The organism is Paenibacillus sp. IHB B 3415 (assembly GCF_000802655.2).
GTDB classification, from domain to species: Bacteria; Bacillota; Bacilli; order Paenibacillales; family Paenibacillaceae; genus Paenibacillus_AQ; species Paenibacillus_AQ phytohabitans.
The window spans coordinates 244,733-261,322 of record NZ_JUEI01000002.1; the positions used below are offsets into that span (position 1 = coordinate 244,733).

8 protein-coding genes are annotated in these 16,590 nt (G+C 51.9%); 1 reads left to right on the top strand and 7 read right to left on the bottom strand.

What is annotated here, in order from left to right; genetic code table 11:
- Positions 1-39: 39 nt before the first annotated feature.
- Entirely contained in the window at positions 40-1,638 is a 1,599-nt protein-coding gene (locus QW71_RS01550; RefSeq protein WP_039292185.1) for an extracellular solute-binding protein, read from the bottom strand.
- Between the two features lie 261 nt (positions 1,639-1,899).
- On the opposite strand from QW71_RS01550, the gene QW71_RS01555 reads away from it, so the two are divergent.
- The gene (locus QW71_RS01555) at positions 1,900-4,209 is read left to right on the top strand and encodes a helix-turn-helix domain-containing protein (RefSeq protein ID WP_039292188.1); all 2,310 of its coding nucleotides are present in this window, start codon (positions 1,900-1,902) and stop codon (positions 4,207-4,209) included.
- 307 nt (positions 4,210-4,516) lie between these two features.
- On the opposite strand, the gene QW71_RS01560 is transcribed toward QW71_RS01555, so the two are convergent.
- From QW71_RS01560 to QW71_RS01585, 6 genes are all read right to left on the bottom strand, one after another.
- Positions 4,517-7,309: a polysaccharide lyase family 8 super-sandwich domain-containing protein gene (locus QW71_RS01560; protein WP_160311764.1), complete on the bottom strand. Its 2,793-nt coding sequence runs from the start codon at positions 7,307-7,309 to the stop codon at positions 4,517-4,519.
- A 769-nt stretch (positions 7,310-8,078) separates the two neighbouring features.
- Positions 8,079-9,017 (bottom strand): polysaccharide lyase family 8 super-sandwich domain-containing protein, encoded by a 939-nt coding sequence (locus QW71_RS01565; protein ID WP_306766014.1) that lies wholly within the window; start codon positions 9,015-9,017, stop codon positions 8,079-8,081.
- 477 nt (positions 9,018-9,494) lie between these two features.
- Positions 9,495-10,211, bottom strand: coding sequence for a hypothetical protein (locus tag QW71_RS01570; RefSeq protein WP_160311765.1), 717 nt, complete (start codon positions 10,209-10,211; stop codon positions 9,495-9,497).
- Positions 10,212-10,980: 769 nt separating this feature from the next.
- Positions 10,981-13,239, bottom strand: a complete 2,259-nt coding sequence (locus QW71_RS01575; protein WP_039292197.1) for a polysaccharide lyase 8 family protein — start codon at positions 13,237-13,239, stop codon at positions 10,981-10,983.
- Positions 13,240-13,272: 33 nt separating this feature from the next.
- Entirely contained in the window at positions 13,273-15,432 is a 2,160-nt protein-coding gene (locus QW71_RS01580) for a GH92 family glycosyl hydrolase (protein ID WP_039292200.1), read from the bottom strand.
- A gap of 39 nt (positions 15,433-15,471) precedes the next feature.
- Positions 15,472-16,575, bottom strand: a complete 1,104-nt coding sequence (locus tag QW71_RS01585) for a glycoside hydrolase family 88 protein (RefSeq protein WP_039292203.1) — start codon at positions 16,573-16,575, stop codon at positions 15,472-15,474.
- Positions 16,576-16,590: the final 15 nt, after the last annotated feature.

The following is a 16,590-nucleotide window of genomic DNA, read 5'->3' on the forward strand; positions in this document are numbered from 1 at the left end:
TTCATTCCGCAGCTCCCTTATATCCAAGAACCGTATGGTTTACTTCAGCTTGTCTTTGTTCGCATCGTACCAGGCCTGAACCTTGGCGGTTACACTGTCTCCGTCCAGACTGTTCCAGGCTTGGCGCAGCTCTTCGACAGCTTCATCCGGTGTCTGATTGCCCATCGCCATACGGGTGTTGATTTCTTTCCATTTAGTTTCAAACTGGCCGGCGATGGAGGCGTATTCCGCAACTGGCGGGATATATGGCAGATCCTTGCGGAAGGTATAGGTCTCACTGTTCTTAATAATCGTACTTTTGAGGGCAGCCATATCCTGATCATCCTTGCTGTCCCCTGCCCGGGTGACCAAATAATCCGGTGTCTGCTGCTCCTGCTGAACCAGCCGGTATTCCGAAGCGTAGCCGACCTCTGTCTTCCATTTGTCAAAATCGGTTGTGACCGGAATGCTGTCCTTCAACTGATAATGTACGCCTTCGGTTCCATAGGTCAGCGGCTCCCAGCCTGAATCCAGCATCCAGTCGATAAATTCCATCGCGGCCTGCGGATTTTTCATGTTTTTGTTAAAAGCGGTCAGCAGATGGTTAGGGACTTCGACCTCATAGCCATTCGTTCCATATTTCGTGGACAGAGGCGGAACTGCGGCCAGTGTGGCCTCCGGATTATTTTTCCGCAGCTCGGTAATGGTATTGTCCATGTTCAGGTTACTGAAATAGATGCCGGAGCGACCCGTGGTCCACAGCTGCTTCTGCCGCGAAAATTCCTTATCTGTCGCAAATTCCTTGTCAACGAGACTCTCATGGTAAGCAAGCTGGCGGAAAGCAAGCGCGTCTTTATACCGTTCGGTGAAGAAACTCTGGGTGAGCTTCCCGTCCTCCACGAACCAGGCCGCACTGCGCGCCATATACCAGTCGTCGGTAATCGCCGTGTAGGCCGTTGACATCGCCATTGGAATGGTATCGGCCGCACCGTTGCCGTCAGGGTCATTGTCCCGGAAGGCTTTGGCGACCTCCACCAGCTCATCCACCGAAGTCGGCATAGCCAGCCCGAGTTTATCCAGCCAGTCCTGCCGGATGAAGATGGCGGTATTGGCACGGGCAGGCCGCATGCTGGCGATGGCATAGATTTTACCGTCATCCAGGGTCAGGTACGGCTTCAGCTCGGGATGCTCCTGCAGATATTTTTTGTAGCTGGTGCTGTACTTGTCGATATACTCATCCAGCGGCTGAATGGCTCCTTCATCGGCCCAGCGGACAATAAAGTCGCGGTTGAAGGTAGTCATCATATCCGGCGCCTGATCGGAAGCAATCAGCACATTGAATTTATCTGCCTCCTGATTGCGCGGAATCGGCACCCAATTGACCTTCACTCCGGAATTCTCATTGATATACTTTGTCCAGCGGTTCTCTTCATAAGAGCCTTCTCCCGTTGCCACCTGCCCCCTGTCATAAATGGAACCGGATATCTCCTTGGGCAGCGAAGCATAGGGATCTGCGCTTGGCGTCTGTGAGGCAGCGGCCGGGGATGGCCCTGCGGACGTGCCGGCGTTTCCGTTACTGTTGCCGCATGCGGACAAAGCCGCCGTTCCTAGCAGCAGCACCGCGAGAAGCGCGGGGGTGAGCTTTCTGTTTCTGTACATTCTTTTGACCTCCAATGGACTTGTGATGGTGGGCAGATCATGTCTTGCTAAGACGGTGAAGCCTGGCGCCTGGCCTCCACCTAACTATAGCGGGCTATCCGGCAGACTGAATAGTTGCAGAACCTACAATGAACTCTCATCTCCCGCTATCCTCCGGATATTTGTAGATAACGCTACATCATAATGGAAAGTGACACCCGCTTACCGCTGCATTATGTCATATAATGAAGTGAACATCCGCCGGTTAAGGAGCGATAGCAAGTGAAGAGAAGAATTTCAGCCAAAGTACAGCTCATGTATACCGCATTATTCATCCTGATTATCCTGATGACAGTGGCGATCAGCTATATTAGCTCTATCCGCCAGTTAGAAAGGCAGGTGATTGGTTCGAATCAGAATGTGCTGAGCCAGATCAGCAAACGGGTAGACAGCACACTTCAGGAAATCGATTTGACCACCATCAACCTGCTGCGGAGTAATGATACCCGGTCTTTTTTTGAGGACTCCGGTCCGGATTCCGCACAGCATTTGCTGGGCCTCTCTATGCTCCAGGATCAGCTGGGCAACAATCTCGCAGCCAATTTTAATATGAAGGCGATCTATCTGTATTCGGAGAAAAGCGGCAAGCTCCTCTCTGCGTCAGACTATTACCCTCTGGAATCAGCGCCTTCCATGGGCTGGATCAAGTCCTTCACCGGCAGCGGCAAGACCGGCAAATGGAATGCCTCTCCTCCGGCAGCAGAGAGCAGTGATTTCCTGCTTGTCCGCAATTACCCTTTTACCGCTGGACCCAAAGACAGAAGCGGTGTAATGGTCACGCGAATTAATGAAAAGAGTATCTCGAAGATGTTCGGCGATCTGCAATTCAGTGACAGCTACAATGTATTTCTGGTCGACCGGAACGGGAATGTGCTGTCCCATAAGGACCCCAAGCTGATTCATCAGAGCATTCTGGACAACAGCTACGCTTCCCGGGTACTTGCACGCGAAGGGCGGGGGTACGTGGTAGAGAAAACGGCCACCGGGAAAAATCTCGTATTCTACGATAACTCTGCTTATACCGGCTGGAAGCTGATTTACATCGTATCCCAGCAGCAGCTCAGTACGCTTTCGCTTACAGTACGCTATATTCTGATCGCCATGGCCGTGCTGATGGTTGTCATCGCGGTTTCCGCAAGCCGCTTCGTCAATCACCGCTGGTTTGCTCCCATGGAGTTTTTCATTGCAAGGCTGGAGGAGATTACTGTGCGCACTCCCTCTGGTTTCCAGAGCTTAACATCTTCACAAGCCCTCTCCTATAATGATCTGCATAACAGAATAGAGCAGGTATTCACCGGATATTCCAATGCAGAAAAGAAGCTCCACGAGAGCATTCCGGCGCTGAAGCTGCAGATTATGTTCGATATTCTGACCGGCAACCGGACGAAATTCGCCTCCGCTGAGCCTATGCTTAATCATGTGGGCATTGAACTGTATCCGCAGCATTATATCGTCCTCACCATTGAATTCGATAATAAGGCTATGCTGGAGAAGGTTGGAGACATGAATCTGTACCTGTACGCGCTGTGTAATGTAGCTGAAGAGATGATCCGCTCCCGGCAGGACAAGGTCAAAGGGGCTGCGATTCAGATGAACGATGATCAGGCGGTAATGATTCTGAGCTTCAGAGATGCAGGTCGTACGGAGAATACAGCGGAAGCCAGATCATTCGGAGAAGATTTCATGGCTTATGTTGAATTGCAGTTCAGACGGACGATTTCCGTCAGCATGGGTGAGTATTATGATCATTTTCAAGATATCCGCAAATCTTATCTGGAGTCGGCAGGGCTGATTTCCTGTAAAATTCTCATGGGTCATAATGCGCTCATCACCTCAAACGATGTTGGCGCATGGGACAGCGGCAGGCTGCTTGAGGTCTTTGAATCCGTTGATACCGTGCAGGAAACGGTCAAGCAGGTGAACGCGGAGAAAACCGGAATCGTGCTGGAGGAGCTGTTCAAACGGGCGGCGCGATGCAATCTGTCCAAAGAGATGATGGTCCAGCTCTGTCTGCAGGTCATTCTGAAAGCGCTGCGGACCGCAGCTGACTCCAGCCTGAATGAACAGTTTCAGACGGAGCATGAAGCGGTGTTCATCCGCCTTCAGCAATGCGAGACTTTGTACGAGATGCGGATGGTTCTAAGCTCGCTTATGACCGAACTGATTCAGTCTCTGCAGGAGAAACGGAGCAGTAAGAAAAAAAGCAGCGAGTTGATTGAAAGCGTTCTCTCTTATATCACAGAGCACTATGCCCAGAGCGACATTTCCGTTAATTATTTGGCGGACCGGTTCAGCATCAGCCCCAATTATTTAAGCAAGCTGTTCAAGGAATATACCTTTAGCAATTTTGTCGACTATCTGATTGAAGTACGCATGAAGGCCGCCCACCGGCTGCTGCTGGAAACCCCCATGAAGCTGAATGATATTGCCGAGCAGGTCGGCTACACCAACTTCTCCAGCTTTCTGCGCAATTTCAAGAAATACTATGGCATGACGCCGACGGAATACCGGCAGCTGCATTTGAATTCCTGATTGAAACCTCTTTGAAAACACAGAAAGCCGCCGGATGGGCGGCTTTCTGCGCGTATATGTTCTTGTCCGACAATGCTGTTATCTATATACGGCTCAAAGCCGCTCCAGAAAAGGAACAGCCAGCTCAGCAATCCGCTGAAAGCCAGCCTCGTTCGGGTGAAGACCATCAAGGGTGAAATAATTCAGGGTTAACCGGTCCTCAATCAATGTGGCGTAGGCACCGCGAAAGGTATGAATGTCCCGCCCTTCAATGCTCCCCAGCGGCTGATAGCCACCCGCCGCGCAACCTTATTCACTTAGCTGCCAGTCACGGGTTACGCACAAATTTGACCGCATCGGCAGCAACATATCCGCTTGTTCCGTTATTGCGGATCGTCACACTGCCGGAGGTGCCGGCAGTGAAGGTGTACGTTCCGATTAAGTTCCATACCCCGCCGTTTGAGGTCTGGTCTATGGTGAGTGTTGCCGTCCCGGCGGCATGAACGACTTCAATAGGTATCGCAGAGGAGCGGTTAAAATGCTCAGGCCACATCATATAGACGCTATAAGTGGCAGTGACGGGCAACTCGGGTGTATACGCAATACTTTTGCTGCCTTTGCCGCTGTTGTCATCATGTACATAGTTGATTCCGTAGCGGTCTGTCTGAACCGCGGAGGTCTTCCAGCTTCCCGTCTTTAGCACACCTGTGGTGTCATTATTGTCCACAATAACCTCTTCTCCAGGGAGGGTTGGCGGGGTACCGCTGCCGGGTTCAAAGGAGGCCTTGAACGTCTTGCCTTTGGCTGCGTTGACACTGACTGTTAATTTGATGGTCGGGCTGAGCTGCGTCACGGTAATTCCGGGATCTGCGGTATATCCGCTTGCCGAACTGTCCAGTTCAACCTCAATAACACCGGTATTTAACTGTGTCGGATCGCTGACCGATAGTTCCAAAGTGCCCTCTTCAGCTTCTCTGGTCATCACCGATGCTTTCTTGTTCACTGTGATCAGATCGACGGAGCTGGCCCCATCTTCCCAGAAATTCGCCCCAATGATGCCCAGCTTCGTTTCTTTTACCGCTTGAACAGAGGAGGAGTTTGACAGCACTTCAATATCAGACGCAGCGGCATAAGCTGCCACTTGAGCAGCCGTCTTGCCCGGCAGCAGGACATATTGATAATCCCCGCCACCCGGATTCGCACCATGATTCAGCCATAAGGTCATATAATTGCGGGTTATCGGCGTGGACGGGGTTACCGGACGTGGGTTGATCTGCTTCCAGTTCCCTGTTCTGGCCTCTCTTTTGGCGGCAAGCGATACATTCTGGGGAAAATAATATCCGGTATCAGCACCGGCTGTGCTGCCGGACAGGTGAGCCCAGTCTACCTGGTCTAGGGTTTCCGACCACCCCAAAGCTGAAGGCTGTACTTCGCCATTCACAGTGAGCGTATTGCTGCCCGCCGTGTTCAGCTTCCGGTTCTCCACGATGGTTTCAACGGCAATATTGTCCGTGCTGGTGATGCCTGCACCTAGGGAGACGATTTCGTCATCAAACATGAACCAGGATTTCCGGGCGCCAAGCGTATGATCCGCATATTGCAAATCCATACCTGAGCTGCCGTATAAGTTCTGAATGTCGGTGCCGCCGGTCCACGTATTTGCACTGGTATGGCTGCTTGACGGGGTCTGGGACAACACGGTTGTTCCCGGCAGGCGGTAATTATCGACGGTTGGCCAGAAATCATTGCTGTATTGTCCGAGATCGCTGTTATACAAACTGGTCATCCCGGCTGAGGTGTACCAGGCTTTGGCGTTCTCGCTGTTGATCGCTTCAAAGCTGCTGATGCGCTTCGAATACATAGCAAGTCCGATGCTATAGTCAGGCCGGTGCTGGACTGCCCGGTCCATCGCCGAGAACTGCTTATAGACCATAAGCTCTTCTGCCGGCACAACCAACGGGTCCGCGCTTATGCTCTTGGCCAGAATGATGGATGGGATTGGTGCACTGGAATAGAAGGACTTGAAGGTATCCGACATTATCCAGCCTTTAAGCATCTGCTTGAAGTCAGCCGCTTGCGCGGGCGGCGCGATCCCGGACAACAGCAGGATACCTTGCATCGCTGTATGTCCCGCGTCATGATCCTGACTGTAATTTCTGGAGATTTCTCTGCCGCGAACCATATCCATCATGGCGCCTTTGTACATCAGCGGCTGATAGGTGTTGTATACCCAATCCCAGACATTGGACTGGTTGGGATCGGTGACCTGCCATGTTGAACCGTGGAGCATCCCCATCAGATCGCTTACAGCCAGCAGCAGGCTGAGTCCATACCCTCCGGTATAGGGGATATTGCCATGTTGAATAAAAGAACCATCACGATAGAAGCCGTCTCCGCTAACCGTGTAATTAAAAATCGAGGATAGTCCATCACGCGCAGCGGCAATCTTGGCACCGTCTTTGACGAGGATACCCCGCACGCCTACGACGATCGCTTTCCACGAGCGGTTGGCTCCTGTTAAGGTGACGGTTGGCGAGAAACGTTCCACAGCTTTCATATAATTCGTAATTTGAGCCGGGCTTAGGGAGTCATACATCAGCACTGCTGTATCGTTTAGCTGCATCGGTATGCCGATCTGCCAATCCCACCAGTTGCTGGTTCCGCTGGCGGTCGTAGTTACCGCCTCATGGTATCTGGTTGCGTACATATAATCGAGTGCAGCAACGATATCACTCCCAAGCTGACTATCTTGGTACAGCACCGAACCGGTAGTTGCATAAGCGAGCGCCATGGTGTATAGCCGTTCATAGGTCACCCGGATGTGAATCGAATTCCCAATACCAGGGTTATCGCTCCACAGATAGGTACGGCTAGGCGAGGTATTCATCGTCTGCCAATAGCCGTTCGCTTCAGTGGTCAGCCTGGTAATTGCAGCGGCTATATCCGTATCCGCAGTATTCAGCGAGGCTCCTCCGGTCAGCATAACCTTGCGGTGCTCCCTCATCCCGTCGAATTCATCCGCTGCGCGGGCACGATCCATACCCGTTATTCCTCCAAAGCCGCTGACAGACAGGAGCAGAATTAACATAATCATGCAGCTTTTCATTAGCATTCTTCTCATCCATAATCCTCCTTTTTCATCCATTGCTTCGTTTGCTTCGTTTTCGTAATCCAAACGCTTCTTTTTCCATGCATCATTCTTCTTTTCATCCATAATTTTTTTCCCAACCACATGTCTTCTCTTTATCGCGCCTATAATCTCGCCTTACGATGAAGCGCTTTCATTTAATAGTATGATATGGAATGGCCGCTAAAGAAACTACGTGAATTCGAGAAAAGGTATGAAATTTCGAGCGATCTTGAAAGGCTACCTTTCATTTCCCCATTTAGCCCGCTTCGGGCGGAATGAAGAGCATCCCTCTAAATCCGCCGGAAGTGGGCAGGATGAGCAAATGAAAGGGATATATGCCATCTCTTCGAATCTGAATACAAGCCAAATCTGACCCATACGGACACCACAGCCCTTAACCACTCCTAAAAGGCCCTTTTGACGGGTTTGCGGACACCACAGCCCTTATCCCCCACTTTTCATAGGCCAGCTCCACTTTTCGGGCGGAATAAAGGCGCTGGTGTCCGTAAGGACGGGCGATCAGGTGATTCCCACAAACTTAAGGTCTCTGCTGTCCGTAACGATAAGCTATTCAATCGAAAAACCGTTGTGTGACGTCTACTTTCTTGACAGAGGTCCATAGTTCCCCTGATTTCCGCTTTTAGCCCGCTTTTTAGCCCGCTTCGGGCGGAATGAGGAGCAGAAATGCCCCTGATTTCCCCCTCTCATTCTTCAAGAAGAAAGCCGCAACTCTGGCGGCCTAATACATTTGATAGATTCGCTAGGTCCCAAGCTCAACATGAAACGAGGCTCCCCCTGCACCATCCGGGTCAAACCACAGTCTCACCTTACCGGGTTCACTGTGTTCAACCGTTATCCGGTCTGACTTGTTCATCACACGGGTAACAGGGTGATTGAATTCAATCCCGATTTCGATCAGACTGCGCTGCATTTGTGTCGGATCGGCTATGGCCAGGCTCCAGCCTGCCGGATTCCTTTGCAGCACAATGGAAGCTTGGCTGCTGCAAGCAATCATCCCGCTTGTATACCAGCCGGGCTTCCAGAAATGCGCTGCTGTAATTCCCAGTTCAGAATCTTCAACCGCATGCACCTGAGCATTCAATTCCAGGATTCTCAGCCTTGGTTCCTCAGCGAAACTAGCAGTCTCTTCCTCACTGTAGCCAGGCAGGAGCACATATGCATAGGTATCCCCCGTCGGGGCTTCTCCATGATCGAACCACAACGTTTGATAGAACCTTTCCATATTCTCAGGTGAACCGGCATCGTTGATTTCCTTCCAGCTCCCTTGCCGCTGTTCACGCATGGCATGTACACGGCATTGTTCAGGAAAGAAGAAGCCCACATCTGCTCCCCGTTCACTGCCCGTCATATGAATCCATTTGGGGTTAAGGGTCTCTATCTCGGCAGATCCAGGCTTCCGGCAGATCCTTGTTCCGTCTGCTGTAATCGCATGTTCTCCCAACGGGCTCAATTTCCGGTTGTCTATAATCGTTTCCACTTTAGCGGAATTACGGCTCGTAATATCCGAACCTAAGGCGATAATATGGTTTCCGAACAAAAACCAGCTTTTGAACGCTGTCAGTCCATCGGCCTCGTTAACCACATCCTCCAATTCCATGGCGATGGCGCCGTACTGGTTATGAAGTACGGCCCCGAGCGAAGGTAACCGGGCCAAATGTATGCGAAAAACTGAACACAATGTGCTCCAGCGAAGGTAACCGGGCTAGTTTTCCCTTTAATTTCACCCTCGCCCACTTTCGGCGGAATCAGAGGGATTTATGCCATCTCTCCGGGTGCAAATACAAGTCCAATCTGCCCCTTACGGACACCACAGCTCTTATCCACTCATATTAGGCCCATATGACGGGTTTGCGGACACCACAGCCCTTATCCACCACTTTTCATAGGCCTGCACCACTTTTCGGGCGGAATAAAGGCGCTGGTGTCCGTAAGGACCAGCACTTAGGTGCTTTCCGCAGGCTTAAGGTCTCTGCTGTCCGTAACGATAAGCTATTCACACATCAACTTTCTTGACAGAGGTCCAATGTAAGCGAAAAACCGAACACAATGTGCTACAACGAAGGTAACTAGACCAAATGTATGCGAAAAACCGAATACAGTGTGCTTCAACGAAGGTAACTAGACCCAATGTATGCGGAAAACCAAATACAGTGTGCTACATAAAAATCGAGGATAGTCCATCACGCGCAGCGGCAATCTTGGCACCGTCTTTGACGAGGATACCCCGCACGCCTACGACGATCGCTTTCCACGAGCGGTTGGCTCCTGTTAAGGTGACGGTTGGCGAGAAACGTTCCACAGCTTTCATATAATTCGTAATTTGAGCCGGGCTTAGGGAGTCATACATCAGCACTGCTGTATCGTTTAGCTGCATCGGTATGCCGATCTGCCAATCCCACCAGTTGCTGGTTCCGCTGGCGGTCGTAGTTACCGCCTCATGGTATCTGGTTGCGTACATATAATCGAGTGCAGCAACGATATCACTCCCAAGCTGACTATCTTGGTACAGCACCGAACCGGTAGTTGCATAAGCGAGCGCCATGGTGTATAGCCGTTCATAGGTCACCCGGATGTGAATCGAATTCCCAATACCAGGGTTATCGCTCCACAGATAGGTACGGCTAGGCGAGGTATTCATCGTCTGCCAATAGCCGTTCGCTTCAGTGGTCAGCCTGGTAATTGCAGCGGCTATATCCGTATCCGCAGTATTCAGCGAGGCTCCTCCGGTCAGCATAACCTTGCGGTGCTCCCTCATCCCGTCGAATTCATCCGCTGCGCGGGCACGATCCATACCCGTTATTCCTCCAAAGCCGCTGACAGACAGGAGCAGAATTAACATAATCATGCAGCTTTTCATTAGCATTCTTCTCATCCATAATCCTCCTTTTTCATCCATTGCTTCGTTTGCTTCGTTTTCGTAATCCAAACGCTTCTTTTTCCATGCATCATTCTTCTTTTCATCCATAATTTTTTTCCCAACCACATGTCTTCTCTTTATCGCGCCTATAATCTCGCCTTACGATGAAGCGCTTTCATTTAATAGTATGATATGGAATGGCCGCTAAAGAAACTACGTGAATTCGAGAAAAGGTATGAAATTTCGAGCGATCTTGAAAGGCTACCTTTCATTTCCCCATTTAGCCCGCTTCGGGCGGAATGAAGAGCATCCCTCTAAATCCGCCGGAAGTGGGCAGGATGAGCAAATGAAAGGGATATATGCCATCTCTTCGAATCTGAATACAAGCCAAATCTGACCCATACGGACACCACAGCCCTTAACCACTCCTAAAAGGCCCTTTTGACGGGTTTGCGGACACCACAGCCCTTATCCCCCACTTTTCATAGGCCAGCTCCACTTTTCGGGCGGAATAAAGGCGCTGGTGTCCGTAAGGACGGGCGATCAGGTGATTCCCACAAACTTAAGGTCTCTGCTGTCCGTAACGATAAGCTATTCAATCGAAAAACCGTTGTGTGACGTCTACTTTCTTGACAGAGGTCCATAGTTCCCCTGATTTCCGCTTTTAGCCCGCTTTTTAGCCCGCTTCGGGCGGAATGAGGAGCAGAAATGCCCCTGATTTCCCCCTCTCATTCTTCAAGAAGAAAGCCGCAACTCTGGCGGCCTAATACATTTGATAGATTCGCTAGGTCCCAAGCTCAACATGAAACGAGGCTCCCCCTGCACCATCCGGGTCAAACCACAGTCTCACCTTACCGGGTTCACTGTGTTCAACCGTTATCCGGTCTGACTTGTTCATCACACGGGTAACAGGGTGATTGAATTCAATCCCGATTTCGATCAGACTGCGCTGCATTTGTGTCGGATCGGCTATGGCCAGGCTCCAGCCTGCCGGATTCCTTTGCAGCACAATGGAAGCTTGGCTGCTGCAAGCAATCATCCCGCTTGTATACCAGCCGGGCTTCCAGAAATGCGCTGCTGTAATTCCCAGTTCAGAATCTTCAACCGCATGCACCTGAGCATTCAATTCCAGGATTCTCAGCCTTGGTTCCTCAGCGAAACTAGCAGTCTCTTCCTCACTGTAGCCAGGCAGGAGCACATATGCATAGGTATCCCCCGTCGGGGCTTCTCCATGATCGAACCACAACGTTTGATAGAACCTTTCCATATTCTCAGGTGAACCGGCATCGTTGATTTCCTTCCAGCTCCCTTGCCGCTGTTCACGCATGGCATGTACACGGCATTGTTCAGGAAAGAAGAAGCCCACATCTGCTCCCCGTTCACTGCCCGTCATATGAATCCATTTGGGGTTAAGGGTCTCTATCTCGGCAGATCCAGGCTTCCGGCAGATCCTTGTTCCGTCTGCTGTAATCGCATGTTCTCCCAACGGGCTCAATTTCCGGTTGTCTATAATCGTTTCCACTTTAGCGGAATTACGGCTCGTAATATCCGAACCTAAGGCGATAATATGGTTTCCGAACAAAAACCAGCTTTTGAACGCTGTCAGTCCATCGGCCTCGTTAACCACATCCTCCAATTCCATGGCGATGGCGCCGTACTGGTTATGAAGTACGGCCCCGCCGACAAAAGACTTGGTGCTTAAACGGCCTTGCCCCGCTCCCTCCTCCTTCCGCCTAGTAGTTACTGTAGTTCCGGGCAGGCGGCAGGGATCAACCGTCGGCCAGTAGGCATCGGCATATTGTCCCAAGTCGCTATTATACAGAGGGCTCATGCCATACGAAGTATACCAGCCCTTCAAATTCTCTCTGTTGATAGATTCGTAGCTGTAGATCCGGCTGGAGAACATACTGATGGAGTAGGCAAAACCCGGACCTTGCAGCACCGCCCGGTCCATATGCGCAAACAGCTTGCAGAAGGCCTCTTCCCGGGCAGGCTGCACGAGTTCATTGTCCAGCAGAGCTCTGGCTTGGGCGGCAGTATCCGGCGGCGCATCGGCTGTATATGATTTGTACGTGTCAGCCACAATCCACCCTTTCGCTCTGGAGAGCAGCCGTACCTGCTCCGTTTCATCCAGTATGCGCGAGAAGCGTAAGCAGGAGGTGATCACCGAATGCCCGCTCTCATGATTCTGCGAATCCGCCCGCGAGATTTCCCTGCCGCCCGCCATATCCAGCATGGCCCCCTTGAACATAAGGGGCACAAAGGAATCTTCAATCCACTTGGCTGTCAAATCGCGGGCTTCACCCGGCAATTCCCAAGGGGTATCATGCAGCCACACCATCAGGCGGACCACATCCTGCAGCAGTGAGACCCCATATCCGCCGGTGTACGCGTATTTATCATGTTGAATAAAGGAGCCATCTTCATAGAAGCCGTCCCCTTCGCTAACATTCTTGAATACCGGAAGCAGCGCACTAAGGGCGGCGGACAGCTTCTGCCCGTCGCCCTGAATAACGGCAGCAAGAGCAACTGCCGTAGACTTCCAGACCAGATTAGCTCCGGTGGACGGTGGAGCCTTAGCCACGAACCACTGTGCATGAAACGCCGGATCGCCCACATATTTGTCTATGGGGAGGAGTAGACGCTCTACAAGTTCTGTATCCAGCAGCTCCTCCATGAGCAGCAGGGTTTCCAGCAGAGCTATCGGCACGCCAATCTCCCAATACCACCAGTTTCCATAGGGACTGGAGCTTTCGTTGTATCTCTGTGCATATAGCCATCCCAATCCATAAATCACCTGTTGCCTTAATGTAGAGTCCAGATAACAAGCAGACCGTGATGACTTCAGAGCGATCGCCATCCCTCTTAATCGGCCAATGATCACAAATACATCCGAAGCGTTCTCAGCATAAGGAACATCAGCCCATAGCAACTCCTGGTGATAGAGCATCGTATCCTGAACATGCCTGACAGTCTGCAGCGATTCATGACTCAGCGTATCTCCCGAGATATATTGCAGCCATTTGTTTTTCAGAATCTGCATGCGCATTCTCTCCTTCAGCCACCGGTTCGCCCTTTATGCCATTGTGCGCGCTTCCCTATCCTTGAGCGGGGAAGGTGGAATCATGCTTCCCCACTCTCCGGGTTCAGAGCCAAGCTCCAGCAGAAGCGTGCCTCCCCCGGCGATTTCTTCATGGCGGACCCAGGCACGGTTTAACTCCTTGCCGTTGATGGAAGCAGACCGGATATACCGGTTGCCGGACCCGCTGCATTCACCCTGAGTCTCGATCGTCAGAGGAACGGGAGTCTCCTTCGCTCCAAGCAGCAAGGTTACCTTATTGAACAATGGTGGGACGAGGAAATAGATGTCCTGACCCATCAAAGGATACAGCCCCATAGCAGAACAGATGAAAAAGGCACTCTGGCAGCCCATATCCTCGTTATCCCCCAGTCCGTCACGTTCAGCCCTGAAGTATGTCTCCAGACATTCACGGACCCGGTCAGCCGCCCGGTCGGGTCTTCCTGCATAAATATATAAATAGGGAATATGCAGCATGGTTTCTTTGGAGTTATAGAATCCGCCGTCAAAGAAATGGTCTAAATGCCTGATAAAAGCTTCTGTACCCCCGTGCCGTTCGACCAGTCCATGAAAGTCATGATGCGTGCTGAACGACCATTGCAGGCTGGTTCCTTCGTAGAAGTAAGGATCATTCCATGAATCCGGCAGGCAGTATGTGGGGTCAAAGGACCTTGCCCATTCCCCGTCCGGAAGCCGGGGCGCAAAGCATTTAAGATCCTCCCGCCATAAATTCCATAGCTTCTCCGAGCTTTGATAATATTCTTCTGCCGTCTCCTCCTGACCAAGAACCTCAGCCAACCGGCCGATACACCAGTCCTGATAGGTATACTCCATATGACGGGATACACTGTTTTTCTTCACATCCGTAGACAAGTACCCCAGGGAATGGTAATCCTTCAGGTGACGGCCATAGAGCCAGGTGTCCGGAGACGTAACCTCATTATTCTTGCGCATTTGCTTCAGGGCTTTGGCATAGTCGATTCCCTCAAGCTTCTTAAGCGCCGCTTCACAGAACAGCACATCTGCGGAGCTTCCTCCTTGAATCATCGCGCTATGTCCCATAATCCAGGCGTCCGGCAACCAGCCGGTATGATCCGCGATATCCAGCAGACAATTGAGGATATCCGCTTCAAGCTGCGGGTCGAGCAGTGTAATCAACGAGTTGGCATTTCGAACGCTGTCCCACAGTGCATACAGATCAGTGAAATGCCGGACCCCGGATTCCCAGGCGAAGTTCTCATCGTCTACACCCAAGTCACTCGGCATACAGAACAGCCGGGTCATCAGGGTATAGAACAGCCGCACATGCTCCTCACTTCCGCCTTCCACCGTGACTCTGCTGAGTTTATCCTCCCAGATGCTACTGGCCGCTTGCCGGATTTCATCAAATCCGGCTGACGCCTCCCGGTCCACACTGGCTCTGGCCTTGCCGACACTTACATAAGAAATACCAGTCTTCGCCACCAGAACTCCGCAGTTACCGAAGCTAAGAGAAGCCTTACAATTCGGCCCATCCACAGACGGGCTGCGGCGTACTCCACCGGTGTCCGCCAACAGGCTGCTATTCATCGGCTGATCGAAGCGGATATAGAAGTAGACGGAATAAGGGAACTCATGCCCCCAACCCCCGCGCAGATCAGAACGGCCTGCAATCTCGTACTCCGATATCACTTCAAGGTAACCGCCCGTGGAGACGCCGGTAGTCTTCCCCGGCTCATCTCCGCCTACCTGAATTACTGCTCCTGCATCAATCAGCAGGTTGGCAGCATCCCCGGCCTTGAAGCTGTAACGGTGGATGCCTGTGCGCGCTGTGCTGGTCAATTCAGCCTGTATGGCAGCGGGCATTAATTGCACGCTGTAATATCCTGCTTCGGCCTGCTCATTTTCCTTAAGGTAAGGATCGATATGGAACCGCTGCATGCCGGTATAAGGGGTGAAGCCCACATTGCCGTAACGGCCTCCGCCTCCCGTCCCGCTGACATGCGTATGACTGAATCTGATAATCGGCCTCGAACTGTCGTAGCCGTGGGATAGCTGCGGCGGCAGCGTATCCGGGCCAAGCCTTACGATGCTGCCGGGCAGATAAGGCCCGCACAAGCAATTGTTTTCTCCATCCACACCTATAAACGGATCGACATAATCCACTCTTCTTCTCATCAACGTTGTACCTCCTTCATTGCCGGTAAAGCCTTCCCTCTACCAAAAGATTTCGTTCTCTCCCTTTAACTTCAGCAAGGCTTCCAGAAAGAAAAAGTCGCCGTAGATGATAGGCACCTCTACTTCGGCATTGGACGGGAAGCTGCCGGTTCCCTTGGTAATCAACGCCTCTTCCGCCGGGTCCTCCGGCGCGTAATGACGGAACAGCGCTTCCGTTATTGCCGCGCCGAGCTTCCGGTAGCGCGCTGCTTCTTCACCTTCCAGCAGAAAGGCAATTTCCAGCATTCCGCTGGCTGCGCAGGCCGCAGCTGTTGAATCTTTGGCCCATAGCTGTTCGGCAGGTGCCCGGAAATCCCACGGTGGCACAAGATCCTCCGGCAATTGTGCAGCGAAATAATCCGCAGCCGCTTTGGCCGCATCCAAAAACCGGATGTCGCGCGTATACCGGTACCCTATAGCGAATCCGTAAATTGCCCAGGCCGATCCGCGGGACCAGGCAGAATCCGGACTATACCCTTGTCCGCCAAGCGCTTCTATCCGCTCTCCCGTTCCGGGATCGAAGCGGACGATATGGTGCACCGAGCCATCCTGACGGATGAATTCGCGGAGCGCCATCTCAGAATGTGCAGCGGCTATATGCCGGTACCGCGGGTCCTTAAGCTCTTCGCTGGCCCAATACAGTAAGCCAAGATTCATCATGCAATCTATAATAGCCAGGCCTTCGCTGCCCTCATATAGCCAGGCACGGATGAAATGCCCTTTGAGATTAAAGCGGCTGGCTAAATGGCTGGCAGCAATCAGCCCTCTTCTTCTGGACAGCATATTGCCGGTAAGCTTGTAGTCGGCTACCGCTGACAAGCTCCAGAGGAATCCGTTATCATGATGTAGCTGTTCGTATTCCTGAAGAGGCGCATCCAGCTGCTCCTCACAGTTCTCGGCGATCCTCCGGTATTCCTCATCGCCGGTAGCACGATAAGCCAGCCACAGGATTCCGGGCCAGAACCCGTTGGTCCAGCAATCGGGATCACGCGCATCATATTTTCCGCCGTAAGAGGCATTGGGGAAGGTTGCTCCGATTCTGTGGCGCGTATTGCTTAATTTGCCCAGGGAATAATCCCAGGCCTCATTGATCCAAGTCTCCATTGTGCATTGTCTCCT

Coding starts and splice junctions, on each gene's coding strand:
- QW71_RS01585 (WP_039292203.1), bottom strand. CDS start 16,575: ATGGAGACTTGGATCAATGAGGCCTGGGATTATTCCCTGGGCAAATTA.
- QW71_RS01575 (WP_039292197.1), bottom strand. CDS start 13,239: ATGCAGATTCTGAAAAACAAATGGCTGCAATATATCTCGGGAGATACG.
- QW71_RS01560 (WP_160311764.1), bottom strand. CDS start 7,309: ATGAGAAGAATGCTAATGAAAAGCTGCATGATTATGTTAATTCTGCTC.
- QW71_RS01550 (WP_039292185.1), bottom strand. CDS start 1,638: ATGTACAGAAACAGAAAGCTCACCCCCGCGCTTCTCGCGGTGCTGCTG.
- QW71_RS01570 (WP_160311765.1), bottom strand. CDS start 10,211: ATGAGAAGAATGCTAATGAAAAGCTGCATGATTATGTTAATTCTGCTC.
- QW71_RS01580 (WP_039292200.1), bottom strand. CDS start 15,432: ATGAGAAGAAGAGTGGATTATGTCGATCCGTTTATAGGTGTGGATGGA.